Annotated in this window: 45 protein-coding genes and 1 pseudogene; 6 read left to right on the top strand and 40 right to left on the bottom strand. The window is 50.6% G+C overall.

Annotated features, from left to right (window positions below):
• The first annotated feature begins 512 nt into the window (after positions 1 to 512).
• Positions 513 to 1,067 (top strand): gamma carbonic anhydrase family protein, encoded by a 555-nt coding sequence (locus FD737_RS23145; RefSeq protein WP_160834664.1) that lies wholly within the window; start codon positions 513 to 515, stop codon positions 1,065 to 1,067.
• Here the strand turns inward: FD737_RS23145 and FD737_RS23140 are convergent.
• The 6 genes from FD737_RS23140 to dprA are packed head-to-tail and all read right to left on the bottom strand — an operon-like array spanning position 1,043 to position 4,830.
• Positions 1,043 to 1,291: a DUF1488 domain-containing protein gene (locus tag FD737_RS23140; protein WP_097119782.1), complete on the bottom strand. Its 249-nt coding sequence runs from the start codon at positions 1,289 to 1,291 to the stop codon at positions 1,043 to 1,045. The genes FD737_RS23145 and FD737_RS23140 overlap by 25 nt on opposite strands.
• Positions 1,288 to 2,106, bottom strand: coding sequence for a shikimate dehydrogenase (aroE, locus tag FD737_RS23135; RefSeq protein WP_160834663.1), 819 nt, complete (start codon positions 2,104 to 2,106; stop codon positions 1,288 to 1,290). The genes FD737_RS23140 and aroE overlap by 4 nt, the downstream gene beginning before the upstream one ends.
• A 3-nt stretch (positions 2,107 to 2,109) precedes the next feature.
• The gene (tsaC, locus tag FD737_RS23130) at positions 2,110 to 2,685 is read right to left on the bottom strand and encodes an L-threonylcarbamoyladenylate synthase type 1 TsaC (RefSeq protein WP_045833801.1); all 576 of its coding nucleotides are present in this window, start codon (positions 2,683 to 2,685) and stop codon (positions 2,110 to 2,112) included.
• A complete protein-coding gene (locus tag FD737_RS23125) occupies positions 2,682 to 3,236 on the bottom strand; it encodes a type I DNA topoisomerase (RefSeq protein ID WP_160834662.1) in 555 nt (184 codons plus the stop codon). The genes tsaC and FD737_RS23125 overlap by 4 nt, the downstream gene beginning before the upstream one ends.
• 24 nt (positions 3,237 to 3,260) lie before the next feature.
• Entirely contained in the window at positions 3,261 to 3,734 is a 474-nt protein-coding gene (gene smg, locus FD737_RS23120) for a DUF494 family protein Smg (protein WP_034830723.1), read from the bottom strand.
• Positions 3,706 to 4,830 carry a DNA-protecting protein DprA gene (gene dprA / locus FD737_RS23115; RefSeq protein ID WP_160834661.1) on the bottom strand — a complete coding sequence of 375 codons (1,125 nt, stop codon included), beginning with the start codon at positions 4,828 to 4,830 and terminating at the stop codon, positions 3,706 to 3,708. Before dprA ends, smg begins: the two co-directional genes overlap by 29 nt.
• A gap of 112 nt (positions 4,831 to 4,942) precedes the next feature.
• On the opposite strand from dprA, the gene def reads away from it, so the two are divergent.
• From def to mscL, 5 genes are all read left to right on the top strand, one after another.
• The gene (gene def / locus FD737_RS23110) at positions 4,943 to 5,455 is read left to right on the top strand and encodes a peptide deformylase (RefSeq protein ID WP_034830726.1); all 513 of its coding nucleotides are present in this window, start codon (positions 4,943 to 4,945) and stop codon (positions 5,453 to 5,455) included.
• A gap of 21 nt (positions 5,456 to 5,476) precedes the next feature.
• On the top strand, positions 5,477 to 6,421 hold the full coding sequence (fmt, locus tag FD737_RS23105; RefSeq protein WP_097119785.1) for a methionyl-tRNA formyltransferase: 945 nt from the start codon (positions 5,477 to 5,479) through the stop codon (positions 6,419 to 6,421).
• 44 nt (positions 6,422 to 6,465) lie between these two features.
• On the top strand, positions 6,466 to 7,752 hold the full coding sequence (rsmB, locus tag FD737_RS23100; protein ID WP_097119786.1) for a 16S rRNA (cytosine(967)-C(5))-methyltransferase RsmB: 1,287 nt from the start codon (positions 6,466 to 6,468) through the stop codon (positions 7,750 to 7,752).
• 31 nt (positions 7,753 to 7,783) lie between these two features.
• Positions 7,784 to 9,160, top strand: coding sequence for a Trk system potassium transporter TrkA (trkA, locus tag FD737_RS23095; RefSeq protein ID WP_034830730.1), 1,377 nt, complete (start codon positions 7,784 to 7,786; stop codon positions 9,158 to 9,160).
• A gap of 111 nt (positions 9,161 to 9,271) precedes the next feature.
• Positions 9,272 to 9,685: a large-conductance mechanosensitive channel protein MscL gene (gene mscL / locus FD737_RS23090; RefSeq protein WP_034830732.1), complete on the top strand. Its 414-nt coding sequence runs from the start codon at positions 9,272 to 9,274 to the stop codon at positions 9,683 to 9,685.
• A 38-nt stretch (positions 9,686 to 9,723) separates the two neighbouring features.
• Here mscL and FD737_RS24225 read toward each other — a convergent pair.
• The 34 genes and pseudogenes from FD737_RS24225 to FD737_RS22920 all read right to left on the bottom strand — a co-directional run.
• Positions 9,724 to 9,921: pseudogene (locus FD737_RS24225) on the bottom strand (alternative ribosome-rescue factor A); the annotation flags it as partial.
• 50 nt (positions 9,922 to 9,971) lie between these two features.
• On the bottom strand, positions 9,972 to 10,409 hold the full coding sequence (gene zntR / locus FD737_RS23080) for a Zn(2+)-responsive transcriptional regulator (RefSeq protein WP_058960612.1): 438 nt from the start codon (positions 10,407 to 10,409) through the stop codon (positions 9,972 to 9,974).
• A 1-nt stretch (position 10,410) separates the two neighbouring features.
• Positions 10,411 to 10,782: a DnaJ family domain-containing protein gene (locus tag FD737_RS23075; protein ID WP_097119788.1), complete on the bottom strand. Its 372-nt coding sequence runs from the start codon at positions 10,780 to 10,782 to the stop codon at positions 10,411 to 10,413.
• 109 nt (positions 10,783 to 10,891) lie between these two features.
• Complete coding sequence (gene rplQ, locus FD737_RS23070; protein WP_003850180.1) at positions 10,892 to 11,278, bottom strand: 50S ribosomal protein L17; 387 nt, start codon at positions 11,276 to 11,278, stop codon at positions 10,892 to 10,894.
• Positions 11,279 to 11,318: 40 nt separating this feature from the next.
• Complete coding sequence (gene rpoA, locus FD737_RS23065; protein WP_007891688.1) at positions 11,319 to 12,308, bottom strand: DNA-directed RNA polymerase subunit alpha; 990 nt, start codon at positions 12,306 to 12,308, stop codon at positions 11,319 to 11,321.
• Between the two features lie 25 nt (positions 12,309 to 12,333).
• Positions 12,334 to 12,954: a 30S ribosomal protein S4 gene (gene rpsD / locus FD737_RS23060; RefSeq protein ID WP_007891687.1), complete on the bottom strand. Its 621-nt coding sequence runs from the start codon at positions 12,952 to 12,954 to the stop codon at positions 12,334 to 12,336.
• 31 nt (positions 12,955 to 12,985) lie between these two features.
• Positions 12,986 to 13,375: a 30S ribosomal protein S11 gene (gene rpsK / locus FD737_RS23055; protein WP_004160563.1), complete on the bottom strand. Its 390-nt coding sequence runs from the start codon at positions 13,373 to 13,375 to the stop codon at positions 12,986 to 12,988.
• Between the two features lie 16 nt (positions 13,376 to 13,391).
• The gene (rpsM, locus tag FD737_RS23050; RefSeq protein WP_034830736.1) at positions 13,392 to 13,748 is read right to left on the bottom strand and encodes a 30S ribosomal protein S13; all 357 of its coding nucleotides are present in this window, start codon (positions 13,746 to 13,748) and stop codon (positions 13,392 to 13,394) included.
• Positions 13,749 to 13,894: 146 nt separating this feature from the next.
• Entirely contained in the window at positions 13,895 to 14,011 is a 117-nt protein-coding gene (rpmJ, locus tag FD737_RS23045; protein ID WP_004160566.1) for a 50S ribosomal protein L36, read from the bottom strand.
• A gap of 32 nt (positions 14,012 to 14,043) precedes the next feature.
• Positions 14,044 to 15,375, bottom strand: coding sequence for a preprotein translocase subunit SecY (gene secY / locus FD737_RS23040; RefSeq protein WP_007891686.1), 1,332 nt, complete (start codon positions 15,373 to 15,375; stop codon positions 14,044 to 14,046).
• Positions 15,376 to 15,382: 7 nt separating this feature from the next.
• A complete protein-coding gene (rplO, locus tag FD737_RS23035) occupies positions 15,383 to 15,817 on the bottom strand; it encodes a 50S ribosomal protein L15 (RefSeq protein WP_034830738.1) in 435 nt (144 codons plus the stop codon).
• Between the two features lie 3 nt (positions 15,818 to 15,820).
• Positions 15,821 to 16,000: a 50S ribosomal protein L30 gene (rpmD, locus tag FD737_RS23030; RefSeq protein WP_021186404.1), complete on the bottom strand. Its 180-nt coding sequence runs from the start codon at positions 15,998 to 16,000 to the stop codon at positions 15,821 to 15,823.
• Between the two features lie 5 nt (positions 16,001 to 16,005).
• On the bottom strand, positions 16,006 to 16,506 hold the full coding sequence (gene rpsE / locus FD737_RS23025; protein WP_007891679.1) for a 30S ribosomal protein S5: 501 nt from the start codon (positions 16,504 to 16,506) through the stop codon (positions 16,006 to 16,008).
• Between the two features lie 14 nt (positions 16,507 to 16,520).
• Positions 16,521 to 16,874, bottom strand: coding sequence for a 50S ribosomal protein L18 (gene rplR / locus FD737_RS23020; RefSeq protein WP_008104733.1), 354 nt, complete (start codon positions 16,872 to 16,874; stop codon positions 16,521 to 16,523).
• A gap of 9 nt (positions 16,875 to 16,883) precedes the next feature.
• Positions 16,884 to 17,417 (bottom strand): 50S ribosomal protein L6, encoded by a 534-nt coding sequence (gene rplF / locus FD737_RS23015; protein ID WP_034830740.1) that lies wholly within the window; start codon positions 17,415 to 17,417, stop codon positions 16,884 to 16,886.
• 12 nt (positions 17,418 to 17,429) lie between these two features.
• On the bottom strand, positions 17,430 to 17,822 hold the full coding sequence (gene rpsH / locus FD737_RS23010; protein ID WP_007891668.1) for a 30S ribosomal protein S8: 393 nt from the start codon (positions 17,820 to 17,822) through the stop codon (positions 17,430 to 17,432).
• Between the two features lie 32 nt (positions 17,823 to 17,854).
• Complete coding sequence (rpsN, locus tag FD737_RS23005) at positions 17,855 to 18,160, bottom strand: 30S ribosomal protein S14 (RefSeq protein ID WP_006120592.1); 306 nt, start codon at positions 18,158 to 18,160, stop codon at positions 17,855 to 17,857.
• 14 nt (positions 18,161 to 18,174) lie between these two features.
• The gene (rplE, locus tag FD737_RS23000; RefSeq protein WP_013510763.1) at positions 18,175 to 18,714 is read right to left on the bottom strand and encodes a 50S ribosomal protein L5; all 540 of its coding nucleotides are present in this window, start codon (positions 18,712 to 18,714) and stop codon (positions 18,175 to 18,177) included.
• A 14-nt stretch (positions 18,715 to 18,728) separates the two neighbouring features.
• Positions 18,729 to 19,043 (bottom strand): 50S ribosomal protein L24, encoded by a 315-nt coding sequence (gene rplX / locus FD737_RS22995; RefSeq protein WP_034830741.1) that lies wholly within the window; start codon positions 19,041 to 19,043, stop codon positions 18,729 to 18,731.
• 10 nt (positions 19,044 to 19,053) lie between these two features.
• Positions 19,054 to 19,425, bottom strand: coding sequence for a 50S ribosomal protein L14 (gene rplN, locus FD737_RS22990; protein ID WP_006120590.1), 372 nt, complete (start codon positions 19,423 to 19,425; stop codon positions 19,054 to 19,056).
• Positions 19,426 to 19,594: 169 nt separating this feature from the next.
• Complete coding sequence (gene rpsQ, locus FD737_RS22985; protein WP_008104738.1) at positions 19,595 to 19,849, bottom strand: 30S ribosomal protein S17; 255 nt, start codon at positions 19,847 to 19,849, stop codon at positions 19,595 to 19,597.
• The gene (gene rpmC / locus FD737_RS22980; protein ID WP_034830743.1) at positions 19,849 to 20,037 is read right to left on the bottom strand and encodes a 50S ribosomal protein L29; all 189 of its coding nucleotides are present in this window, start codon (positions 20,035 to 20,037) and stop codon (positions 19,849 to 19,851) included. The genes rpsQ and rpmC overlap by 1 nt, the downstream gene beginning before the upstream one ends.
• Positions 20,037 to 20,447, bottom strand: coding sequence for a 50S ribosomal protein L16 (gene rplP / locus FD737_RS22975; RefSeq protein WP_002438716.1), 411 nt, complete (start codon positions 20,445 to 20,447; stop codon positions 20,037 to 20,039). Before rplP ends, rpmC begins: the two co-directional genes overlap by 1 nt.
• A 12-nt stretch (positions 20,448 to 20,459) precedes the next feature.
• Positions 20,460 to 21,158 carry a 30S ribosomal protein S3 gene (gene rpsC, locus FD737_RS22970; RefSeq protein ID WP_034830744.1) on the bottom strand — a complete coding sequence of 233 codons (699 nt, stop codon included), beginning with the start codon at positions 21,156 to 21,158 and terminating at the stop codon, positions 20,460 to 20,462.
• A gap of 17 nt (positions 21,159 to 21,175) precedes the next feature.
• Positions 21,176 to 21,508: a 50S ribosomal protein L22 gene (gene rplV / locus FD737_RS22965; RefSeq protein WP_007891659.1), complete on the bottom strand. Its 333-nt coding sequence runs from the start codon at positions 21,506 to 21,508 to the stop codon at positions 21,176 to 21,178.
• Positions 21,509 to 21,521: 13 nt separating this feature from the next.
• Complete coding sequence (gene rpsS, locus FD737_RS22960) at positions 21,522 to 21,800, bottom strand: 30S ribosomal protein S19 (RefSeq protein WP_001138115.1); 279 nt, start codon at positions 21,798 to 21,800, stop codon at positions 21,522 to 21,524.
• A 16-nt stretch (positions 21,801 to 21,816) separates the two neighbouring features.
• A complete protein-coding gene (gene rplB / locus FD737_RS22955; RefSeq protein ID WP_034830746.1) occupies positions 21,817 to 22,638 on the bottom strand; it encodes a 50S ribosomal protein L2 in 822 nt (273 codons plus the stop codon).
• Positions 22,639 to 22,655: 17 nt separating this feature from the next.
• Entirely contained in the window at positions 22,656 to 22,958 is a 303-nt protein-coding gene (gene rplW / locus FD737_RS22950) for a 50S ribosomal protein L23 (protein WP_034830749.1), read from the bottom strand.
• Complete coding sequence (rplD, locus tag FD737_RS22945; protein ID WP_034830751.1) at positions 22,955 to 23,560, bottom strand: 50S ribosomal protein L4; 606 nt, start codon at positions 23,558 to 23,560, stop codon at positions 22,955 to 22,957. Before rplD ends, rplW begins: the two co-directional genes overlap by 4 nt.
• Positions 23,561 to 23,570: 10 nt before the next feature.
• Complete coding sequence (gene rplC / locus FD737_RS22940) at positions 23,571 to 24,197, bottom strand: 50S ribosomal protein L3 (protein ID WP_038644330.1); 627 nt, start codon at positions 24,195 to 24,197, stop codon at positions 23,571 to 23,573.
• A gap of 32 nt (positions 24,198 to 24,229) precedes the next feature.
• Entirely contained in the window at positions 24,230 to 24,541 is a 312-nt protein-coding gene (gene rpsJ, locus FD737_RS22935; RefSeq protein ID WP_006120582.1) for a 30S ribosomal protein S10, read from the bottom strand.
• 323 nt (positions 24,542 to 24,864) lie between these two features.
• On the bottom strand, positions 24,865 to 25,347 hold the full coding sequence (bfr, locus tag FD737_RS22930; RefSeq protein ID WP_034830757.1) for a bacterioferritin: 483 nt from the start codon (positions 25,345 to 25,347) through the stop codon (positions 24,865 to 24,867).
• Positions 25,348 to 25,451: 104 nt separating this feature from the next.
• The gene (bfd, locus tag FD737_RS22925; RefSeq protein WP_034830760.1) at positions 25,452 to 25,646 is read right to left on the bottom strand and encodes a bacterioferritin-associated ferredoxin; all 195 of its coding nucleotides are present in this window, start codon (positions 25,644 to 25,646) and stop codon (positions 25,452 to 25,454) included.
• A 178-nt stretch (positions 25,647 to 25,824) separates the two neighbouring features.
• The coding region (locus FD737_RS22920) for an EF-Tu/IF-2/RF-3 family GTPase (protein ID WP_255492043.1) at positions 25,825 to 26,426 on the bottom strand (602 nt) is incomplete at its 5' end.

The following is a 26,426-nucleotide window of genomic DNA, read 5'->3' as shown; positions in this document are numbered from 1 at the left end:
GATCAAACTCTTCAATTTAAAGTTTGATTTGCTGCAACAAGTGCAGCGATGCTCATCTGTAAAACGTCATAATGAATTTCATTATGTGTTCACTCGTGAGACTTGATATTTTTTACGTCCGGAGACGCTGATATCAATCCTGCGAGTGCCCACACAGATTGTCTGATAAATTGTTAAAGAGCGGTGCAATCAGCGCCTTAAGCTGCTGTTGCGAGGTGGCGTATATTACGCTTTCCTCCTTCAGAGTCAAACACTTTTTTCAGCGTTTTTCTCCGGCGGGATGAATTTCTTCACTCCCTGCTGAGCCGCCTGCGTTGCCGCTTTGCCGTCTCAGTGGTGGCGCATTATAGGGATCCGATTTTTTTGCACAACCCCTTTTTTCGATCTTTTTAATCGACTGGCGAGTTTTCAATCTTTTCGCTGAGATCGCGAGCGATCCGCTCAAAATTCATCTTGTTTGCCAGCCTGATAAGCCGCAGGCTAGGGGTATAAAGTGCAAAAGGAGAAAGATCATGTCTGTAGCCCTACGACCTTATAAGAACCATTTTCCAGAAATCGGCGATCGCGTAATGATCGATCGCAGTAGCGTAGTGGTGGGTGAAGTGCAGCTCGCCGACGATGTCAGCATCTGGCCACTGGTTGCTATCCGCGGTGATGTGAACAAAGTCGTGATAGGTAAAAGAAGCAATATTCAGGACGGCAGCGTTTTGCACGTCACGCATAAATCCACCAGCAACCCGGAAGGGCACCCTTTAGTGATTGGTGAAGACGTGACTGTAGGCCATAAAGCAATGCTGCACGGCTGTCATATCAGCGATCGCGTGCTGGTTGGAATGGGATCGATTTTGCTGGATGGCGTGTTTGTTGAAGAGGATGTCATGATCGGAGCGGGTAGTCTGGTTCCGCCGGGTAAAAGACTGGAGAGCGGCTATCTCTATTTAGGCAGCCCGGTGAAACAAATCCGCCCATTGAGTGAGGCGGAAATCGCAGGTCTGCTCTATTCATCGAGCAATTATGTTGGCTGGAAAGATGAATACCTCGCTCAGGAGAGCCAGATCCAACCTTGATCATCGATCTCATCCTGCCGGATAAGCGCTTCCGCTTCTTCTTCCAAATCCCAGCGATGCGCGCTAAACAGCGCCATCGCTGCACCCGTTCCGAATCGATCCTGTAATGCGTCGGGCTTGATGGCACAAGTTAACCCCATTCCTTGCACCAACACCGGAAAAACGATCGCTCCTCGTTCCTCGTCCCAACTTTCACGATCGGGAAAATGGATCGCCTGATTCACTCCTTCATGGCCTGCTTTAATTGGGCAATAACGGGGGTAATTTCTGGCATCACGCCATGCCACAATTGGAAAGCATGTGCCGCCTGCCCCACCAGCATGCCCAATCCATCTGCCAGCTGACCCGCACCGTGCTGCTGACACCACAACAAAAATGGCGTCAGCCCTTGCTGATAGAACATGTCGTAGCAGCGTGTTTGCGGGGTGATCAATGAGTCTGGCAACGGCGGCACTTTACCCTCAACGCCACTGGAAGTTGCATTGATGATCAGATCAAATGCCTGGCCGGAGAGCTCAGCAAAGCTGCTCGCCTGGATATCCCCACTATGCTGGAAGATATTTGCCAATTCTTCAGCACGGGCAACCGTTCGGTTGACCACTACCACTGAACATCCAAAAGAAAGCAGGGGAAGGATCACACCACGAGCCGCACCACCGGCTCCCACCAGTAAAATGCGGTCACCAGAACGGATCAAATTCAATCGTTCCAGATCGCTTAGCAGGCCAATCCCATCGGTATTATCACCAAAGATCGAGCCATCTGCCTTTTTCTTTAATGTGTTAACCGCCCCAGATAAGGCTGCACGTTCACTGAGTTCATCGGCCAGTTCCCACGCCTGTTGTTTAAACGGCAGTGTGACATTTGCACCTTTTCCACCGACAGTAAAAAAGTCGCTAATTGACTGAGGAAACCCCTCCAGCGGTGCACAAACCCGGCCATAAGAGTGCGCGATTCCTGTCTGCTCGGGAAAGAGACTATGAATGAAAGGTGACTTACTGTGTGCAATGGGATGACCAAAAACGGCGAAGTGTTCCATAAATTAACCCTGACGAATAAGTTCGCCGCTGATAACGTCGCGAATTTCAGAAGGATTTAGCCGCCCGCCCGTTGCAGCATGCAACACGGGGAATTGAGCACCGAATTGCTGTGCAACTTCATCAGCATTGCGGCACGGCGCCTCGCCGGAGAGATTGGCGCTGGTAGACACCAATGGTTTGCCGAAGCCACGGCAAAGTGCCTGCACATCCGGATGATCGCTAACGCGGATAGCCAGCGAATCGAAACGTCCTGTTAGCCAGCGTGGCGTATGCGGTGTTGTCGGAACAACATAAGTCACCGGCCCTGGCCAGCTAGCAAACATGCGCTCACGCTGTAGCACCGTGAGTTCGCGATCAGCAATGTAGGGTTCCAGTTGCGCATAATCTGCTGCAATCAGGATAAGCCCTTTCTCAACCGGACGCTGTTTGAGCGCCAGTAAGGCCATGACGGCGCTTTCGCTATCGGGATCGCAACCTAAACCAAACACCGCTTCGGTTGGATAGGCAATAACGGCCTGCTGTTGTAGTTGCTCGATGCAAAATTCGAGACTTCCGGGGACATACGCTTTTTGCTTCATGATCGTTCTTCGTCCTGGGCGATGAGCTTGCCACAGCGTTTGCTGGCGCATAAGCGCTTCATGCCTTGTGCGGTTTTCTTCTCTATTAATAAGGGAAACTGGCAATGCGGGCAGATACCTTCAACAGGCGTTGCATTGATTGCAAATTGGCAATCGGGGTAACGGTCGCAGGAGTGAAAGGTTTTGCCATAGCGCGAACGGCGCTGAACCAGCTTTCCGTTCTGACATTGGGGACAGGCAATCGCGGTCTCGTCGGGCTTATCGATAGTTTCTGTGTAATCACATTCCGGATAGTGGCTACAACCAACAAACATCCCAAATCGCCCCTGACGCAGAACTTTATCTGCGCCGCACTGAGGACACGCGTGCCCTTCCAGCACTTTAACGATATGTCCATCAACCTGATTTTTCAGGGGACGAACATAATCACAGGTTGGATAATTCACACAGCCAAGAAACGGGCCGTGTTTACCACTGCGTATCACTAAATCTGCCCCGCAAGCGGGGCAGGGATCGTGTTTACGCACAGAAAATAGTGCTGATTTACTCATATTTCCGGATGCATTAATCGCAAATTAATGCAGCATACCTTCATTGACGTCGAATAACAGTTCTTCCATCTGCTGATAAGCGTTTTCACATCCAGGGATGTTAAACAGCACCATCAGCACCACCCATTTGAGATCTTCAAGATCAAATTCCTGAGTATCAAGAGCCGTGACCCGTTCGATGACCATCTCGCGCGTTTCCATATTCAGCACCTGAACTTGTTCCAGGAACAAAATAAAACCGCGACAATCAGCATCAAGACGCTGGCATTCCTCGTCCGTATAAATTCGCATTGAGAGCGGATCTGCGGCCAATTGTACAGGCGCCACCAGACCATCCTGATAGTCCGCTAAACGTTCAAGCCAATTCAACGCATTGTAGATATCTTCACGATGAAAACCCGCATCGGCCAAATCATCGGTCAATTTATCCTGGTCAACACGCATTTCAGCTTCGTTGTGGATATAGGTCTCAAACAAGTACATAAGTACGTCGAACATGGCATGCCCTCCTCAATCGGACATAGCCGCCGGGTACAGCTGCGATCCATCCTGCTAACTCCAGCTCCAGCAACTGGGCTGCGATAACTGGCACAGGTTGGCCGGCACGTTCAGCGACGACGTCAACAGGTGTAACCTCATCACCTACGTTAGCCAACACGCTTGCAAATGGCAATGGAACATCGTCACTGTCTTGTGAATATATTGTTTCTGAAGTGGTTGCCGGCAGCCATTGCAATGTGGAATGCAAATCTTCAAGGATGTTATTTGGATGGGCAACCAACAGTGCCCCCTGCTGAATCAACCAATGCGTACCTTCACTGCCATCATTACCCAATGCTCCGGGTAATGCATAAACATTGCGGTTTTGTTCCAGCGCGCAGCGAGCAGTGACCAGCGAACCGCTTTTCAGTGAAGCCTCAACGACCAGCACTCCCTGACTTAACCCACTGATGATGCGGTTACGGCGCGGAAAATTCACCGCATGTGGCGCCATATCAAGAGGAAATTCAGAGAGTAAAGCCCCTTCGTTATCCATGATCGCCTGCGCCAGCGACTGATGGCTTTTGGGGTAGATATGTTGCAAGCCGCTGCCCAGCACTGCGATTGTTTTTCCACTTGCGTCCAAGGCTGCACGGTGTGCAACGCCATCAATACCGCGAGCCAGCCCGCTAGTGATGGTCAACCCACTGAGTGCAAGTTGCTGTGTAAACCATGTGCCCCACTCTTTGCCATAGTGGGAACAGTGCCGACTGCCCACCACAGCTAATTGCTGTGACTGTAAAACGGAGAGTTGCCCAGCCACATAGAGCAATGAGGGGCGTTGACTGATTTCAGCCAGGGGGCCCGGATAATCAGCATCTATGCAGGAGACTAAATGATGATGAGGTTGATCCAACCACTGTAACGTGCGCGCCAGTTGCCGTGGGCAATAATCGTTAAACTGTTGGCGCTGCAATTCATTCAAACCATGGCTGTGCAGTAATTCGTCATCGACGGCAGCACCGGTTTGCAAATTCCGCGCGAGATTCACTACGCGATGCCGGCGCAGGCCTTTAACATTTGCCAGCCGGAGTATCCCTTCCACTCCCTCCACGCGTCCATCCTTAAGCCCGCTCACATGCGGTGCAATGCTGTCAATCAGGCCACAAAAAGTCTACAATATGAGGTAGTAATCTTTTCTTTAACGCATACAGATCTGGATATTTATGTCAGTTTTGCAGGTATTACATTTCCCTGATGATCGCCTTCGCAAAATCGCTGCGCCGGTGGCTACCGTAAACGCAGACGTTCAGCGCATTGTCGATGACATGTTTGAAACCATGTACGCCGAAGAAGGCATTGGCTTAGCGGCCACTCAGGTCGACATTCATCAACGCATCATTGTTATCGATGTTTCTGAAAATCGAGACGAACGTCTGGTGTTGATTAACCCGGAACTGCTGGAAAAAAGCGGTGAAACCGGTATTGAAGAGGGCTGCCTCTCAATCCCTGAACAGCGTGCCTTTGTGCCGCGTGCGGAATGGGTCAAAGTCCGTGCGCAGGATCGTGACGGTAAGAGCTTTGAGCTGGAAACGGATGGTCTGCTGGCGATTTGTATCCAGCATGAAATCGATCATCTGGATGGCAAGCTGTTTATCGATTATCTGTCGCCGCTGAAGCGTCAGCGCATCAAACAGAAACTGGAAAAGCTGGCCCGCATGAACGCACGCGAAGCCTGAGTACTAACAGAAGGTTAAACTGTGTCTGCATCGCTAAAAATTATCTTTGCCGGTACACCTGACTTTGCAGCGCGTCATCTCGACGCGCTGCTTGCTTCTGAGCATCAGGTAGTTGGCGTATTTACTCAGCCCGACCGTCCATCAGGACGCGGTAATAAACTCACTCCAGGCCCTGTCAAAATGTTGGCACAGGCACATGATGTTCCCGTGTTCCAGCCAAAATCGCTAAAACCTGAAGATAATCAGCAACTGGTTGCTGACCTGCAAGCCGATATCATGGTGGTGGTGGCTTATGGCCTGATTCTGCCGAAGGCGGTTCTCGATATGCCGCGACTCGGTTGCATCAATGTCCATGGTTCACTCCTGCCACGCTGGCGCGGTGCGGCGCCCATTCAGCGTTCGCTCTGGGCTGGCGACCGCGAAACCGGCGTGACCATTATGCAGATGGATGTGGGTCTGGATACGGGTGACATGCTGCATAAGCTCTCCTGTCCTATCACGCCTGAAGACACCAGCGCATCACTGTATGACAAGCTGGCCGAGCTTGGGCCACAAGGTATGCTGGATACACTCGATCTGCTTGCCAGCGGCAAAGCTCAGCCTGAAGTGCAGGATGAAGCGCTGGTTTCTTACGCTGAGAAGTTGAGTAAAGAAGAGGCGCGTCTTGATTGGTCACTTTCTGCTGCACAGCTTGAGCGCTGCATTCGTGCCTTCAATCCCTGGCCGGTGAGTTTCTTCCTGATCGAGGATCAACCCGTCAAAGTGTGGCAGGCTAGCGTTCTACCTCATCAGAACAAACAGCCGGGCGAAGTCATCCATGCTGATAAAAATGGCATTCAGATTGCCACCGCTGACGGCGTACTCAATCTACTTTCGCTGCAGCCTGCGGGTAAGAAAGCCATGTCAGCGCAAGATCTGCTGAATTCGCGTCGTGAATGGTTTGCCACTGGCACCCTTCTTGCCTGATCTCCAGCCCGGTTTAACCGGGCTTTTTTGTTTGATGAATGAATATGAAAAAAGCAACTAACCTGCGTAGTCTCGCCGCGCAACTGATTGAACGCGTGGTAGATAAAGGTGAATCGCTCAGTGCCATTCTGCCTGGCGCGCAAAAAACATTGGCTGATAAAGATGGCGCGCTGTTGCAGGAACTCTGCTTTGGCGTAATGCGCACTCTGCCACAACTGGAAGCGCTGATTGGCAAACTGATGGAGCGCACGTTAACGGGAAAGCAGCGCGTACTGCATTACCTGATAATGGTTGGGTTGTATCAGTTGCTGTACACGCGCGTGCCAGCACATGCCGCACTGGCCGAAACGGTTGCCGGTGCAGAAGTCCTGAAGCGTACGGCGCTGAAGGGATTGATTAACGGTGTACTGCGTCAGTTCCAGCGTCAGCAAGAGGAACTGGTTGCTGCAGTGGATCAAGGCCCACAGCGCTACTGGCATCCCGGTTGGTTGCTTAAGCGTTTGCAGACAGCCTGGCCAGATCAATGGCAGCAGATCGTTGACGCCAATAATCAGCGACCGCCGATGTGGTTGCGCGTCAATCGCCAGCACCATAGCCGTGATGCGTGGCTGAACCTGTTGCAGGCTGAAGATAAAGCAGCCTTCCCCGCCGATGCGCCGGATGCTCTGCGCCTTGAATCCCCTGCTCCTGTCAGTCAGTTACCGGGCTTCGATCAAGGATGGGTGACAGTACAAGATTTGTCTGCACAGCGCTGTGCTCTGCTGCTTGAGCCACAAAAAAATGAAGCCATTCTCGATCTCTGCGCAGCGCCCGGCGGCAAGACCACGCATATTCTGGAAATCGCCCCTCAGGCAAACGTGCTGGCGGTAGATATCGATCAACAACGTTTGACCCGCGTGCATGAAAATCTGCAGCGCCTGGGTATGCAAGCCGAAGTGCGTCAGGGCGATGGCCGGACACCTGCAGAGTGGTGCGGCGACCAGCAATTTGACCGTATTCTGCTGGATGCACCTTGTTCTGCAACCGGAGTGATTCGACGTCACCCTGATATCAAATGGTTGCGCCGCGATCGTGATATCCCTGAACTGGCTGCACTGCAGCGCGAAATCCTCAATGCAGTTTGGCCACGTTTGAAATCCGGCGGCACGATGATTTACGCGACCTGCTCGATCCTGCCCGAAGAAAACCATCAGCAGATCGCGGCCTTTCTGGCTGAGCACGATGATGCCGCCGCTGAGCAGCTGCCCGAAGGCCAAATCAATGGGTGGCAAGTCTTCCCGAGCGTTGATGGCGGTGACGGATTCTTTTACGCTAAGTTGATAAAGAAATAGTGCGGCGCATTCTGACAAGAGCGATTCAACGATGAAAATTATTATCCTCGGCGCCGGGCAGGTTGGCGGCACACTTGCTGAAAACCTGGTGGGCGAAAATAACGACATCACTGTTGTTGATACGGATGCCACCCGTCTGCGCGCGTTGCAGGACAAATTTGACCTGCGCGTGGTGCACGGCCATGGTTCCCATCCACGTATATTGCGTGAAGCCGGTGCTGAAGATGCCGATATGCTGGTTGCTGTCACCAGTTCCGACGAAACCAACATGATTGCCTGTCAGATTGCCTATTCGCTTTTCAATACGCCAAACCGAATTGCCCGTATTCGCGCGGCGGAATATTTGCGCGATGCCGAAAAGCTGTTTGTACCGGAAGCCGTACCTATCGATCATTTGATTTCACCGGAACAGTTGGTTATCGACAACATCTATCGCCTGATTCAGTATCCTGGCGCATTGCAGGTAGTTAACTTTGCCGAAGGGAAAGTGAGCCTTGCAGTAGTAAAAGCCTATTACGGTGGGCCACTGGTCGGTAACCCGTTGTCCATTTTGCGTGAACATATGCCGCATATTGATACACGCGTAGCGGCTATTTTCCGTCAGGATCGCCCTATTCGCCCTCAGGGTTCCACGATCGTCGAAGCGGGTGATGAAGTCTTCTTTATTGCCGCGAGCCAGCATATTCGTGCGGTAATGAGCGAAATGCAGCGCCTTGAGAAACCCTACAAGCGCATTATGCTGGTCGGCGGCGGCAACATCGGTTTTGGTTTGGCCCAGCGGTTGGAAAAACAGTACAGCGTGAAGTTGATTGAACGTAATCAACAACGCGCAGCAGAACTGGCTGAGCGTCTGCACGACACCGTGGTGTTTTATGGTGATGCTTCAGATCAGGAGTTGCTCGCCGAAGAACATGTTGATCAGGTGGATCTTTTCATCGCCGTCACCAATGACGACGAAGCCAACATTATGTCGGCCATGCTCGCAAAGAAGATGGGAGCGAAAAAGGTCATGGTTTTGATCCAGCGTCGTGCTTATGTCGATCTGGTTCAGGGTAGCGTGATCGATATTGCCATCTCTCCGCAGCAGGCCACCATTTCCGCCCTGCTTGGTCACGTGCGCAAGGCAGATATTGTTGGCGTCTCCTCACTGCGACGCGGGATTGCCGAAGCCATTGAAGCTATTGCGCACGGTGAAGAGACCACTTCCCGCGTAGTGGGTCGTTTAATTGAAGATATCAAACTACCGCCGGGTACGATTATTGGCGCTGTCGTACGTGGCGATGAAGTGATCATTGCTAACGACAACGTGCGTATTGAACAGGGCGATCATGTCATTATGTTCCTGACAGATAAGAAGTTTGTCCCAGATGTTGAACGTCTCTTCCAGCCAAGTCCTTTCTTCCTCTAAATCGCCGCGGGCGTTTGCCCGCCATGATAATTTTGCTTAATCCGCTGTTATCATGGCAATTGCACAAAGGTTTGTTAGACTTTAGCCATTGGCCAAGGCAAGGAGATAACAATGAGTTTATTCAAAGAGTTTCGTGATTTTGCAATGCGTGGGAACGTGGTGGATTTGGCAGTCGGTGTGATTATCGGTGCCGCTTTCGGCAAGATTGTTTCATCACTGGTCGCGAATATCATCATGCCACCACTGGGATTACTGATTGGCGGAGTCGATTTTAAACAGTTTAAGTGGGTCCTAAAACCGGCCGAGGGTGATGTACCTGCTGTCGTAATGGAATACGGTAACTTTATTCAAACCATTTTTGATTTTGTCATCGTCGCCTTTGCCATCTTTATGGCCATCAAACTGATGAACAAGCTGTATCAGAAGAAAGAAGTTGAAAAACCAGCGCCAAAACCAACCAACGAAGAAGTGTTGCTCACTGAAATTCGCGATCTGTTGAAACAGCAGAACAGCGATAAACTGTGATAAAAAAGCCGCCAAGTGCAGGCGGCTTTTTTGTCTGTAAAGCAGAAGGCCAGTGATAAACTTTTCTGCTTATCACTGGACTCCCAGTTTCTCCCCTTCGCATGTTTATCTTTACGTCGGTAGCTGCCCTTCCCTTTCTGATTCTGTTCAACTCGCTGACGAAACAGCGGATCATGTAACAGTGCCTCCAAAGCGTTATCGTTAATCTTGCCTTTGCGATGCTGATAGCGACTCATAATGTCCTCCGGTTAATAATGGCGCAACTATAAGCTTTCCTGCGTGAAATTCAATCCTTGCTACAACAAATTTCCACCTGCGGCTCTTCACCTTTTTCCAGCGCTTCAAGAATAGAACAGCAGGCACTGCTATGTAGATCCCCGCAACAGGTCGCGGCTAAACGTTCTAATGAGCGCTGAATGGTTTGCAACTCGGCAATCATGCCATTCACTTCATCCAGACGCCTGGCCACGATCGCTTTGGACTCCTGACAGGTATGGTGCTCGGGATCGATACGGATCGATAATAAACCGCGGATCGAATCCAGGCTGAAACCGAGCTGACGCCCATAGCGGATAAAGCGTAAGCGCTGAAGATCATCATCATTATAGAGACGGAATCCGCCTTCAGTGCGAATCTCATGATCCATCATTTGCTGCTTTTCATAAAAACGTATGGTGTCAGGCGTAACGTCAGCAAGTTTAGCCAGCTGGCCAATTTTATACATGTTACTTCTCCTGAAGCATGCGGTGTCGAATGGCACCGCCATATTCACCACGTAAAAAATCTGTGCTCATTCCTGCCTGCTGTAACTTCATCTCCAGCAGGGTTAATCTTTTTTTGAGTTCACTGGCTTGATGATCGTCAGGATCCAAAAGCTGTAAAAGATCGTTGAGTTGCACAGCTTCGCGGCGCATTTCAAGTTCAGGGGGTAAAAAACCTGAGTTTTTCAGTAATCGATATGCCGTACGTAACTCAGGCGGCACGCCACTTTCGTCTTCGAGCTGTAAAGGTGCACCTTCACCTGGTAGATTACTCAGTTCACCTTTTTCCTGCGCGGCGCGTATCTGCTGTTCTACCAGCTGGTCAATTAACCACATAATGAACCTCTACGACTTACAACAGCGTTCAGCATAGCGAAAGATGGGGGGATGGGGAATTGGAGGCAATAAAAAACCCGCCGAAGCGGGTTTTCTACGTTACTGCAAATTACTCTGCAGCAGCTTCTGCTTGAGCTTCTGGACGATCAACCAGCTCGATGTAAGCCATCGGAGCGTTGTCACCAGCACGGAAGCCACACTTCAGAATACGAGTGTAACCACCGGCACGGCTCGCGAAACGCGGGCCTAGCTCGTTAAACAGTTTTGCCACGATCTCGTTATCACGAGTGCGGGCGAATGCCAGACGACGATTAGCTACGCTGTCGGTCTTGGCAAGAGTAATCAGCGGCTCAACTACGCGACGCAGTTCTTTGGCTTTCGGCAGAGTCGTTTTGATGATCTCGTGACGAACCAGAGAACCGGCCATGTTGCGGAACATAGCCTGACGATGGCTGCTGTTGCGGTTCAGTTGACGACCACTCTTACGATGGCGCATGACCTTATCCTTCTCAGTGAAACCTTAACCTGTGATCTGATTATTCATCAGCAATGCTTGCTGGTGGCCAGTTTTCCAGGCGCATGCCCAGAGACAAACCACGTGAAGCGAGCACATCTTTAATCTCAGTAAGAGATTTTTTACCAAGGTTAGGCGTTTTAAGCAGCTCAACCTCGGTACGCTGTACCAGATCACCGATGTAGTGGATAGCTTCTGCCTTGAGGCAGTTAGCAGAGCGGACAGTCAATTCCAGATCGTCAACAGGGCGCAGCAGGATCGGATCGAATTCTGGTTTCTCTTCTTTCACTTCCGGCTGACGTACATCACGTAAGTCAACGAAAGCTTCCAGTTGTTCTGCCAGGATGGTAGCCGCACGACGAATCGCCTCTTCAGGATCGATTGTGCCGTTGGTTTCCATTTCGATGACCAGCTTGTCCAGGTCGGTGCGCTGTTCTACACGCGCTGCTTCAACATTGTAGGCGATACGGTCTACAGGGCTGTAGCAAGCGTCAACCAACAGACGGCCGATTGGGCGCTCATCTTCTTCCGAATGAATTCGGGCAGAAGCCGGCACATAACCACGACCACGCTGAACTTTGATACGCATGCTAATAGATGCGTTTTCATCGGTCAGATGGCAGATCACATGCTGTGGCTTGACGATTTCGACATCACCGTCGTGGGTGATATCGGCTGCAGTCACAGGGCCAATGCCAGATTTATTCAAAGTAAGGATGACTTCATCTTTACCCTGAACTCTTACCGCCAGCCCTTTCAGATTGAGCAGGATTTCCAGGATATCTTCCTGTACGCCCTCTTTGGTGGAGTACTCGTGGAGCACGCCATCGATCTCAACCTCGGTCACCGCGCAACCCGGCATGGAAGAAAGCAGAATACGGCGCAGTGCGTTGCCAAGAGTATGGCCAAAGCCACGCTCTAACGGCTCAAGGGTCACCTTGGCGTGCGTCGAACTCACTTGCTCGATATCTACCAGGCGCGGTTTTAGAAACTCTGTCACAGAACCCTGCATTGTGTCCTCTCTTTGGTACTAAGCTTTACTTAGAGTAAAGCTCGACGATCAGGTGTTCGTTAATGTCCGCAGACAGATCAGTACGTTCAGGAATACGCTTGAACACACCTTCCATCTTAGTCGCATCAACTTCCAGCCAGGTTGGCTTTTCACGCTGCTCAGCCAGCTCCAGAGCGGCCTTCACGCGAGATTGCTGTTTGGCTTTCTCACGGATGCTAACGACATCATTCGGAGATACCTGATAAGAAGCGATGTTAACAACGCGACCGTTCACCAGGATAGATTTATGGCTAACCAGCTGACGTGCTTCTGCACGAGTGGCACCAAAGCCCATACGGTAAACAACGTTATCCAGACGACCTTCCAGCAGAGCCAACAGGTTTTCACCGGTGTTGCCTTTCAGACGTGCTGCTTCTTTGTAGTAGTTACGGAACTGACGCTCAAGCACGCCGTACATACGACGAACTTTCTGCTTCTCACGTAACTGACCGCCGTAGTCAGACAGACGCGGTTTACGCGCACCGTGCTGGCCAGGTGGTTGTTCAATTTTGCACTTGGTATCGATCGCGCGAACGCCAGACTTAAGGAATAAGTCGGTGCCCTCACGACGGCTCAGCTTGAGCTTAGGACCCAAATATCTTGCCATTTTCTTTCTCCAACTAACCTAAAAACGGGCGTTAAACGCGACGTTTTTTCGGCGGACGACAACCGTTGTGAGGGATTGGAGTCACATCAGTAATATTAGTGATGCGGAAACCAGCAGCGTTCAGAGCACGAATTGTTGATTCGCGACCTGGACCTGGACCCTTAACCATAACTTCCAGATTCTTAATACCGTAATCTTTCACTGCTTCTGCACAGCGCTCTGCAGCTACCTGAGCAGCAAACGGAGTAGATTTACGTGAACCGCGGAAACCGGAACCACCGGCGGTTGCCCAACCCAGTGCGTTACCCTGACGATCAGTGATGGTAACGATGGTGTTGTTAAAAGATGCATGGACATGAGCCACGCCATCTGAGACTTGCTTTCTTACACGCTTGCGTGCACGAACTGGTGCCTTTGCCATTATTTACTCACCCCGATTATTTCTTGATCGGTTTACGCGGACCCTTACGGGTACGTGCATTGGTCTTAGTACGCTGACCGCGAACTGGCAGACCACGACGATGGCGTAAACCACGATAGCAACCAAGGTCCATCAGACGCTTGATGCTCAGGGTGATTTCACGGCGCAGATCACCTTCAACAACGAATTTACCAACTGCTTCACGCAGCTGTTCAATTTGTTCTTCAGACAGCTCTCTGATCTTAACATTTTCAGCGATACCCGTTGAAGCGCAGATGGCTTTAGAACGGGTCTTGCCGATACCGAAGATCGAAGTTAATGCGATTACGGTATGTTTTTGATCAGGAATGTTAATGCCTGCTATACGGGCCACTATGCACTCCTATAATTAAATAAATGAGTCCCATGCTGAAAAGCCCGTTTTCAGGATACTCAAATGGTAACGCATCGACATACAAAAGATTGGCTGGCTAATCTAGCCAGCTCAACCCGACTTTGCAAGAAAAATATGTGACAATATCAGCCTTGGCGCTGTTTATGCTTTGGCTCGGCGCTGCAAATCACACGTACGACACCGTCGCGGCGGATGATTTTGCAGTTACGACATAATTTCTTGACGGAAGCACGAACTTTCATTTTTACTCTCCGTAACTTCTCAAGCGCCTGAATTAACGGCCGTAGCCTTTCAGGTTTGCTTTCTTCAATGCAGACTCATACTGACTCGACATCATCAGAGTTTGCACTTGAGCCATAAAGTCCATGATGACAACCACTACGATAAGCAGCGATGTGCCGCCAAAGTAGAAGGGAACCTTCATGGCATCACGCATGAACTCCGGGATCAGGCAGATAAAGGTAATGTACAGTGCGCCGATTAAGGTCAAACGTGTCATTACTTTATCGATATACTTCGCCGTTTGCTCTCCCGGACGAATTCCCGGTACGAATGCTCCAGACTTCTTCAAGTTATCAGCTGTTTCACGTGGGTTGAAAACCAACGCCGTGTAGAAGAAACAGAAGAAGATGATTGCAGTCGCATAGAGTAGCACATAAAGCGGCTGTCCTGGTTGCAAATACAGCGAAATTGTTGTCAGCCAGTTCCAACCGGTTCCGCCCCCGAACCATGACGCGATGGTTGCTGGGAACAGAATAATGCTGGAAGCAAAGATAGCCGGAATTACACCCGCCATATTCACTTTCAACGGTAAATGTGTGCTCTGTGCAGCATATACACGACGACCTTGCTGACGTTTAGCGTAGTTGACCACAATGCGGCGCTGGCCACGCTCAACGAAAATAACAAAGAACGTCACTGCAAATACAAGAACTGCAACCAACAGCAACAGGAGGAAGTGCAGGTCACCTTGCCGCGCTTGCTCGATGGTATGGCCAATGGCCGGCGGGAGACCCGCAACAATACCTGCGAAGATAATGATCGAGATACCGTTACCGATACCTCGTTCAGTAATCTGTTCGCCCAGCCACATCAGGAACATTGTCCCGGTAACCAGACTTACAACAGCGGTAAAGTAGAATGCGAAACCTGGATTCATTACCAGGCCTTGCATTCCAGGCATATTCGGCAGACCGGTAGCAATACCGATCGACTGGAATACAGCCAAAACCAGGGTGCCATAGCGAGTGTACTGGCTAATCTTACGACGACCAGCTTCACCCTCTTTCTTAATCTCGGCCAACGCGGGATGAACCACCGTCAGCAACTGGATAATAATAGAGGCCGAAATATACGGCATAATACCCAGTGCGAAGATTGAGGCACGACTGAGAGCACCACCAGAGAACATGTTGAACATTTCAATGATGGTGCCACGCTGTTGCTCAAGCAGTTTGGCAAGTACAGTGGCATCGATACCAGGGATTGGAATAAAAGAGCCAATACGGAAGACAATCAGTGCACCGATAACAAACAAAAGTCTGCGCTTCAGTTCACCAAAGCCACCTTTGGCACTTTGAAAATCTAATCCCGGTTGCTTTGCCATCTGCTACTTATTCCTCGATTTTACCGCCAGCAGCTTCGATTGCAGCACGCGCACCTTTAGTGACACGCAGACCACGAATCGTTACCGGTGCAGAAACTTCACCAGACAGAATCACTTTCGCGAACTCGATCTGAACACCGATGATGTTGGCTGCTTTCAGAGTATTCAGGTCAACAATACCGCCTTCAACTTTCGCCAGGTCAGACAGACGAACTTCTGCAGTGACCATTGCTTTGCGAGAGGTGAAACCGAATTTCGGCAGACGACGATACAGAGGCATCTGACCACCCTCGAAACCGCGACGTACGCCACCGCCAGAACGAGAGTTCTGACCTTTGTGACCACGACCACCGGTTTTACCGAGGCCAGAACCGATACCACGACCCAGACGCTTAGAAGCGTGTTTAGACCCTTCGGCCGGAGACAGAGTGTTTAAGCGCATCTCTTACTCCTCCACTTTCAGCATGTAGGAAATCGCGTTAACCATACCGCGCACTGCTGGCGTGTCTTCACGCTCAACGGTATGACCAATACGACGCAGACCCAAGCCAACCAGAGTGGCTTTGTGCTTAGGCAGGCGGCCGATTGAACTGCGGGTTTGTGTAATTTTAATAGTCTTAGCCATCGTGATTACCCCAGAATTTCTTCAACGGATTTACCACGCTTGGCAGCGACCATTTCTGGAGAATTCATATTGCCCAGGCCATCGATAGTTGCACGAACCACGTTAATCGGGTTAGTAGAACCATACGCTTTAGCCAGAACGTTATGCACTCCAGCAACTTCTAAAACAGCGCGCATTGCACCGCCGGCGATGATACCGGTACCTTCAGAAGCTGGCTGCATGAACACACGAGAACCCGTGTGAGCACCTTTAACAGGGTGCTGCAGGGTGCCGTGAGTCAGCGCGACGTTAATCATGTTGCGACGGGCTTTTTCCATCGCTTTCTGGATCGCTGCTGGAACTTCACGCGCTTTACCGTAACCAAAACCAACGCGGCCGTTACCATCACCCACTACAGTCAGTGCGGTGAAGGAGAAAATACGACCACCTTTTACAGTTTTAGATACACGGTTTACCGCGATCAGTTTTTCCTGCAGTTCGCCAGCTTGTTTCTCGATGTTTGACATCTTAGACCTCTACCTTAGAACTGAAGGCCAGCTTCACGGGCAGCATCTGCCAGTGCCTGGACACGACCATGATATTGGAACCCGGAACGGTCGAAAGAAACATTAGTAATGCCTTTCTCGACAGCGCGCTCAGCCAGAGCTTTACCTACAGCTGCAGCAGCGTCTTTGTTACCGGTGTACTTCAGTTGTTCGGCAATAGCTTTTTCTACAGTAGAAGCAGCAACCAGAACTTCGGAACCGTTCGGGGCGATCACCTGTGCGTAAATATGACGCGGGGTACGATGTACCACCAGGCGAGTAGCACCCAGCTCTTTGAGCTTGCGACGTGCACGGGTCGCACGACGGATACGAGCAGATTTCTTATCCATAGTGTTACCTTACTTCTTCTTAGCCTCTTTGGTACGCACGACTTCGTCGGCGTAACGAACACCCTTGCCTTTGTAAGGCTCAGGACGACGGTAGGCGCGCAGATCCGCTGCAACCTGACCAATCAGCTGTTTATCAGCGCCTTTCAGCACGATTTCAGTCTGAGTTGGACATTCAGCAGTGATGCCGGCCGGCAGTGCATGGTCAACAGGGTGAGAGAAGCCCAGGGCCAAGCTCACAGAGTTGCCTTTAACAGCTGCACGATAACCAACACCAACCAGTTGCAGCTTCTTGGTGAAGCCTTCGGTAACACCGATAACCATGCCGTTCAGCAGCGCACGAGCAGTACCTGCCTGTGCCCAAGCGTCCGAGAAGCCTTCGCGTGGAGCGAAAGTCAGGGCGTTGTCTGCATGCTTAACTTCTACAGCACTGTTGATAGTACGAGTCAGCTCGCCGTTTTTGCCTTTGATCGAAACTTCCTGACCGTTGAGTTTTACCTCTACGCCCGCAGGAACAACGACAGGTGCTTTTGCAACACGAGACATTTTATCCTCCGATTACGCTACGTAGCAGATAATTTCGCCACCAAGACCAGCCTGGCGCGCTGCACGATCAGTCATGACACCTTTAGAGGTAGAGATTACAGCGATGCCCAGACCAGCCATTACTTTTGGCAGCTCATCTTTTTTCTTATAGATGCGCAGACCTGGACGGCTAACACGCTGAATGCTCTCTACCACAGCCTTGCCCTGGAAATACTTTAAAGTAACTTCCAGCTCAGACTTGATGTCGCCTTCGATTTTAAAATCTTCAATGTAGCCTTCTTCCTTCAGCACGTTGGCAATTGCCACTTTCAGCTTGGAGGAAGGCATAGAGACCGCAACTTTGTTCGCGGCCTGACCGTTACGGATACGGGTCAGCATATCCGCGATCGGATCTTGCATGCTCATCTGTGTTACTCCCGTGATTCAAATGGTGACAATTACCAGCTAGCCTTTTTCAGACCCGGGATTTCACCGCGCATTGCGGCTTCACGGACCTTGATACGGCTCAACCCAAACTTCCGCAGGAAACCGTGCGGACGACCTGTCTGACGGCAGCGGTTACGCTGACGGGAAGGGCTGGAATCACGCGGCAGACTCTGCAGCTTGAGAACGGCATCCCAACGATCTTCGTCGGATGCGTTCACATCAGAAATGATCGCTTTCAGTTCTGCGCGCTTAGCGAAGAACTTGTCTGCTAATTTCACACGCTTTACTTCGCGTGCTTTCATCGATTGCTTAGCCATTAAGTAACCCTACCTTACTTGCGGAACGGGAAGTCAAAGGCAGCCAGCAGAGCACGGCCTTCATCATCAGATTTCGCAGTAGTGGTAATGGTAATATCCAAACCACGAACGCGATCGACTTTGTCATAATCGATTTCTGGGAAGATGATCTGCTCACGAACGCCCATGCTGTAGTTACCGCGACCATCGAAAGACTTAGCAGACAAGCCGCGGAAGTCACGAATACGTGGTACAGCAATAGTGATCAGGCGCTCAAAGAACTCCCACATGCGCTCGCCGCGCAGAGTTACTTTACAGCCGATCGGATAGCCCTGACGGATTTTGAAGCCTGCAACTGATTTGCGTGCTTTGGTGATCAACGGTTTTTGACCGGAGATTGCTGCCAGGTCAGCTGCTGCGTTATCCAGCAGTTTCTTGTCAGCGATCGCTTCACCAACACCCATGTTCAGGGTGATCTTCTCGACCCGAGGGACTTGCATGACAGAATTGTAGCCGAACTCAGTCATGAGTTTCTGGACTACTTCGTCTTTGTAGTAATCATGCAGTTTCGCCATCGTACTACTCCAAATTACTTGATAGTTTCGCTATTAGACTTGAAGAAACGGACTTTTTTGCCTTCTTCGAATCTAAAGCCTACACGGTCAGCCTTGCCGGTTGCCGCATTGAAGATTGCAACGTTAGAAACCTGAATAGCAGCTTCTTTTTCAACGATGCCGCCTGGTTGGTTCAGAGCCGGAACCGGCTTCTGGTGTTTCTTAACCAGGTTGATACCTTCAACGATGACCTTACCAGAAGTCAGGACATTCTTTACTTTACCGCGTTTACCTTTGTCTTTACCGGTAATCACGATAACTTCGTCGTTACGACGGATTTTCGCTGCCATTGCTCGCTCCTTAGAGTACTTCTGGTGCCAGAGAGATAATTTTCATGAACTTTTCAGTACGAAGTTCACGAGTTACCGGCCCAAAAATACGCGTACCGATAGGCTGCTCGCTGTTATTGTTTAAAATAACGCATGCATTACCATCGAAGCGAATGACAGAACCGTCCGGGCGACGAACACCCTTCCTGGTGCGCACCACTACCGCCTTCAGGACATCACCTTTCTTAACTTTACCGCGAGGAATTGCTTCCTTGATGGTAACTTTAATGATGTCGCCGACGCCTGCGTAGCGACGGTGCGAGCCACCCAGAACCTTGATACACATTACGCGACGTGCACCGGAGTTGTCGGCGACGTTCAGCATAGTCTGTTCTTGGATCATTTTAGTGCTCCGCTAATGTCAACTACTACTTCGGGACCCAAACCTCAGGTCGTTAAAAAGCCCCATAATTGAGGGCGCGGCATTATAACACCGGTTCTCGCAGATGGGTAGAAAAAATGAACGGCTCAGACGAGCCGTTCATTTTATTTTTTAGAGGAAGCGGATTCTATTACAGAACCGCTTTCTCTACAACGCGAACCAGCGCCCAAGACTTAGTCTTAGACAGTGGACGGGTTTCGCGGATTTCTACCACGTCACCGATTCCACATTCGTTGTTCTCGTCATGGATGTGCAGCTTAGTCGTACGCTTGATGAACTTACCGTAGATCGGGTGTTTCACGACACGTTCGATAGCAACTACTGCAGATTTCTGCATTTTGTCACTAATTACACGACCCTGCAGAGTACGGATTTTATCGGTCATTACGCCGCCTTCTCAGTCAGTAAAGTCTTAACACGTGCAACATTACGACGCACTTGCTTCAGCAGATGGGTCTGCTGCAGCTGGCCGGATGCTGCCTGCATGCGCAGGTTGAATTGCTCACGCAGCAGGTTAAGAAGCTCAGCGTTCAGCTCTTCAACGCTTTTTTCACGCAGCTCATTTGCTTTCATTACATCACCGTCTTAGTAACAAAGGTGGTTTTGATAGGCAGTTTTGCTGCTGCCAGCTTGAATGCTTCACGGGCAAGCTCTTCCGGAACACCGTCCATTTCATACAGGACTTTACCCGGTTGGATCAGGGCAACCCAATACTCCACGTTACCCTTACCTTTACCCATACGCACTTCAAGCGGCTTCTCGGTGATCGGTTTGTCCGGGAATACACGGATCCAGATCTTACCTTGACGCTTAACTGCACGGGTCATAGCACGACGTGCTGCTTCGATCTGACGAGCAGTCAGACGACCACGGCCAACAGCTTTCAGACCGAAAGTACCGAAGCTGACATCCGTACCCTGCGCCAGACCACGGTTGCGGCCTTTGTGCACTTTACGGAATTTCGTACGCTTTGGTTGTAACATCAGCGACTCTCCTTACTTACGGCCTTTACGCTGCTGCTTTTTAGGTTGAGCAGCCGGTTCCGGTTGTTCAACAGCAGCCATACCACCCAGGATCTCACCTTTGAAGATCCATACCTTAACGCCGATTACACCATAAGTGGTGTGCGCTTCAGAGGTGTTGTAGTCAATGTCTGCACGCAGAGTGTGCAGTGGCACGCGACCTTCACGGTACCATTCGGTACGTGCGATCTCGGCTCCGCCCAAACGGCCGCTAACTTCGACTTTAATACCCTTCGCGCCCAGACGCATTGCGTTCTGAACAGCACGCTTCATCGCACGACGGAACATCACACGACGCTCCAGCTGTGAAGTGATGCTATCAGCAACCAATTTAGCGTCCAGTTCCGGTTTACGGACTTCGGCGATATTGATCTGTGCAGGAACGCCAGCGATTTTCGCTACGACCGTGCGCAGTTTTTCTACGTCTTCACCTTTCTTACCGATAACGATACCCGGGCGAGCAGTGTGAATGGTCACACGGATGCTCTTAGCCGGACGCTCGATAACGATACGAGATACAGACGCTTTAGCCAGTTCCTTAGTCAGGAACTGACGTACTTTAAAATCGCTGTCCAGGTTGTCAGCGAATTCTTTGGTGTTCGCAAACCAGGTAGAGTTCCATGGTTTTACAATACCCAGGCGAATACCATTAGGATGTACTTTCTGACCCATTGCTAGTCTCCAGAGTCTCAGCGATCGGACACAACCACAGTAATGTGGCTGGTGCGCTTCAGGATGCGATCTGCACGACCTTTCGCACGCGGCATAATGCGCTTCATGCTTGGGCCTTCGTCTACGAAGATTTTCGCGACTTTCAGATCGTCGATATCAGCGCCATCGTTGTGTTCGGCGTTCGCAATGGCAGATTCCAGGACTTTCTTAACCAACACAGCAGCTTTCTTGTTGGTGTAGGTCAGAATATCCAGAGCCTGCGACACTTTCTTACCGCGAATCAGGTCAGCAACAAGGCGGACCTTCTGAGCAGAAGAACGAGCATGGCGATGTTGAGCAATAGTTTCCATCTCTTCCTCCTACTTATTTCTTCTTGGCTTTCTTATCTGCAGCATGGCCGCGATAAGTACGTGTCGGTGCAAATTCACCCAGTTTGTGGCCGACCATTTCGTCGGATACAAAGACAGGAACGTGCTGACGACCATTATGGACAGCGATGGTCAAACCGATCATGTTAGGGAAGATCGTTGAACGACGGGACCAAGTGCGCAGGGGCTTCTTGTCACCGCTTTCCACCGCTTTCTCTACCTTCTTCAGCAAGTGCAGGTCAATAAAAGGACCTTTCTTGAGAGAACGTGGCATGGCTTATCCTCTAAAATTATTTGCTACGGCGACGTACGATAAATTTATCAGTACGCTTGTTGCTACGGGTCTTCTTACCTTTGGTCTGAACGCCCCACGGAGTTACCGGGTGCTTACCAAAGTTACGACCTTCACCACCACCGTGCGGGTGATCGACTGGGTTCATCGCAGTACCGCGAACGGTAGGACGAACACCACGCCAACGGGTTGCACCAGCTTTACCCAGAACGCGCAGCATGTGCTCAGCGTTACCGACTTCGCCCAGGGTTGCGCGGCAGTCGATTTCGACTTTACGCATTTCGCCTGAACGCAGACGCAGGGTTACGTAGGAACCATCACGCGCAACGATCTGCACGTAAGTACCAGCTGAGCGAGCAATCTGACCGCCTTTGCCTGGTTTCATTTCTACGTTGTGAACGGTAGAACCCACCGGGATGTTACGCATTGGCAGGGTGTTACCTGCTTTAATCGCAGCATCAACGCCAGATTGAACCTGATCACCAGCTTTCAGGCCTTTAGGGGCCAGGATGTAACGGCGCTCGCCATCTTTGTACAGAACCAGTGCGATGTTCGCAGAACGGTTCGGATCGTACTCAAGACGCTCAACAACTGCTGGGATACCATCTTTGTTGCGTTTGAAGTCAACAATACGGTAAGCCTGCTTGTGACCACCACCGATATGACGGGTAGTGATACGACCATTGTTGTTACGACCACCGGATTTGCTGTTTTTTTCTAACAGCGGAGCAAAAGGTTTGCCCTTGTGCAGCTCTGGGTTCACCACTTTAACTACGTGACGACGACCCGGAGATGTCGGTTTACATTTAACAACTGCCATTGTCTTTCTCCTCCGACTTACTCAGCGCCGCCGACGAAGTCCAGATTCTGGCCTTCCTTCAGGGTGACGTAAGCTTTTTTCCAGTCGCTACGACGACCGATACGCTGTCCGTGACGCTTAACTTTACCCTTAACAACCAGGGTGTTTACGTCTTTAACTTCAACTTCGAACAGCTTCTCAACAGCAGCAACGATCTCTGCTTTGGTCGCGTCTTTAGCAACTTTGAGAACGATGGTATTGCTTTTTTCCATCGCAGTAGATGCTTTTTCAGATACGTGCGGTGCACGTACGACTTTCAGCAGACGTTCTTCACGGATCATGCCAGCATCTCCTCAACTTGCTTAACTGCTTCCGCAGTCATAACGACTTTGTCGAAGGCGATCAGGCTAACTGGGTCGATACCTGCTGCATCACGCACGTCAACCTTGTACAGGTTACGCGCAGCCAGGAACAGATTCTCATCCAGTTCACCGGTGATGATCAGCACGTCTTCCAGCGCCATGTCTTTCAGTTTCTGTGCCAGCAGCTTAGTTTTAGGCGCTTCTACAGAGAACGTCTCGACAACGATCAGACGGTCCTGACGTACCAGTTCGGACAGGATGCTTTTCAGCGCGCCGCGGTACATCTTCTTGTTAACTTTTTGACTGTGGTCCTGTGGACGCGCAGCGAAGGTCACGCCACCTGAACGCCAGATCGGGCTCTTTACAGAACCTGAACGCGCACGGCCGGTACCTTTCTGGCGCCAAGGCTTTTTGCCTGAACCAGTTACTTCAGCACGAGTTTTCTGCGCACGAGTACCCTGACGAGCACCAGCGGCATAAGCAACAACAACCTGGTGAACCAGCGCTTCGTTGAAATCACGACCGAAGGTAGTTTCGGAAACAGTCAGCGCGCTCTGCGCGTCTTTCAGTACTAATTCCATTGCTATCCCCTTACGCCTTCACAGCTGGTTTAACAATCAGGTCGCTGCCGGTTGCACCCGGGACAGCACCTTTGACCAGCAGCAGGTTGCGCTCAGCGTCAACACGTACCACTTCCAGGCTCTGAACGGTTACGCGCTCGTTACCCAGTTGACCAGCCATTTTCTTGCCTTTGAACACTTTGCCCGGAGTCTGGTTCTGACCGATAGAACCCGGAACGCGGTGAGACAAGGAGTTACCGTGTGTAGCGTCCTGGGTACGGAAGTTCCAGCGCTTAACGGTACCTGCGAAACCTTTACCTTTAGAGGTACCGGTAACGTCTACTTTTTTAACGTCAGCGAAAATTTCAACACTGATGCTCTGGCCTACTGAGTACTCTTCACCTTCGGTGCGGAATTCCCACAGACCACGGCCAGCTTCAACGCCAGCTTTAGCAAAATGACCTGCTTCCGGCTTGCTCACACGGTTTGCTTTTTTAGCACCGGTGGTCACCTGGATAGCCTGGTAACCGTCGTTTTCCAGGCCTTTGACCTGAGTAACGCGGTTTGCTTCAACTTCGATTACGGTTACTGGGATTGAAACGCCATCTTCAGTGAAGATGCGAGTCATGCCCACTTTTTTACCGACTAAACCAATCATTGTATCAACCTCTCAATCGCTCGATGACCTGATTAACCCAGGCTGATCTGCACGTCAACACCGGCAGCCAGATCCAGACGCATCAGTGCATCAACGGTTTTTTCAGTTGGCTCAACGATGTCTACCAGACGCTTGTGAGTACGGATCTCGTACTGATCGCGCGCGTCTTTGTTAACGTGCGGAGAGATCAGAACGGTGAAACGCTCTTTGCGAGTTGGCAGCGGGATCGGACCACGTACCTGCGCACCAGTGCGCTTGGCAGTCTCAACGATTTCCGCGGTTGATTGATCGATCAGGCGATGATCAAACGCTTTAAGACGGATACGGATTCTTTGGTTCGACATGAGACCAAGGCTCCAAACATTTTATAAACGAAAAGAATTACTACCCACACCCATTACGATTGATGGAGGAGTGTAATCGTTCAGCATATAACTCCCCAATCGGGAGTATTGTCAGGTGATACATAGCTTGCTATCACCTGCGATTCTGCTCGAATCGCGCCATACCAATATCGGCAGGCCCGCGCATTATACGCAAATCAGTTCAGGAAGCAACCCGTGATGCGTTTTTAACCACATCAATTGCGGACTAAATGCGAAAAAGCCTATATGGGGCTCGATATTTCCCCCTACAGGCTCTGTGACATTGCTACAACGAAAGGGTTTTAGTCTGTGCTTTCTTCTTTTAATTGCGCCTGCAGGTAATTCTGCAAACCGAGTTTTTGAATCAGGTCGAGTTCTGTTTCCAGCCAGTCAATGTGATGCTCTTCCTCACCCAGAATCTCAATCATCATGTCGCGGCTGACGTAATCATGCACCTTGTCGGCATAGGCAATCGCTTCACGTAAATCCTTCGCCCCTTCTAACTCCAGCGTCAGATCGGATTGCAACATTTCCGGGACATCTTCACCAATACGCAACCGGCCGAGATCCTGCAAATTTGGAATCCCTTCAAGGAAAAGAATGCGCTCGATGTATTTGTCCGCATGCTTCATTTCATCGATGGATTCGTGATACTCGACATCGTTGAGGCGAATAAGCCCCCAGTTTTTGAACATACGTGCATGAAGAAAGTACTGATTAATCGCAACCAGTTCATTCCCCAGCAGTTTATTGAGATGAGTTATGATTTTACTGTCGCCCTTCATTTTGCTTCCTCCGCTTCCAGGTAAATAGATCGTAGATGCGGATAAAAAGAAGTCAAAAAAACAGGACTGTTTTTGTGGTTATTGCCAGAGGCTGTCGAGTCGACCTAAGCGATTTCTTTGTACAGCGGTACCTTCTGCAGCTCATCATCCATAATCTCGCGCGCAAAACGGATGCACTTACCACACTGTTTTCCGATAGGAACCAGTTGACGAAGATGTTGGATCGATTTGGGCTGATAGCGACGCACTACTTCACGGAGGGTTTTGTCACTCACGGCATTACACAGACAGACGTACATTTACTGCGACTCCAGTACAAATTCTGATCAAAGTGTAAATGAGAATGGTTTTTATTTCAAACGTAGCTTTTGTGTGGGATTGGCTTGAGCGGTGAATTTCAGGCAAAAAAAAAGAGCACCGAAGTGCTCTCTTTTCGTGCTGCGGTGGCTACCTAAGCAACCACCGACATTAACGCAATTAAGCGAGAACTTCAGCAACAACGCCCGCACCAACAGTACGGCCGCCTTCACGGATTGCGAAACGCAGACCCTGGTCCATCGCGATTGGGTGGATCAGCTCAACGGTCATTTTCACGTTGTCGCCTGGCATTACCATCTCAACGCCTTCTGGCAGCTCAACGTTACCAGTCACGTCAGTAGTACGGAAGTAGAACTGTGGACGGTAGCCTTTGAAGAACGGAGTATGACGGCCGCCTTCGTCTTTAGACAGTACGTATACTTCTGATACGAACTTGGTGTGTGGCTTGATGGTGCCTGGCTTAGCCAGTACCTGACCACGCTGGATGTCTTCACGCTTGATACCGCGCAGCAGAACACCACAGTTTTCACCCGCCTGACCCTGGTCCAGCAGCTTACGGAACATTTCAACGCCAGTACAGGTAGACTTAACAGTCGCCTTGATACCAACGATTTCAACTTCGTCGCCCACTTTAACGATACCGCGCTCAACACGACCGGTTACAACAGTACCACGGCCTGAGATTGAGAATACGTCTTCGATTGGCAGCAGGAACGGCAGGTCGATTGCACGTACTGGCTCTGGGATGTAGTTATCCAGGT

The sequence above is a fragment of the Pantoea sp. Seng genome (assembly GCF_009829935.1).
Taxonomy (GTDB): Bacteria; Pseudomonadota; Gammaproteobacteria; order Enterobacterales; family Enterobacteriaceae; genus Pantoea; species Pantoea communis.
Note: the sequence above shows the minus strand (reverse complement) of the source record. Positions and strands in the feature narration are given on the sequence as shown.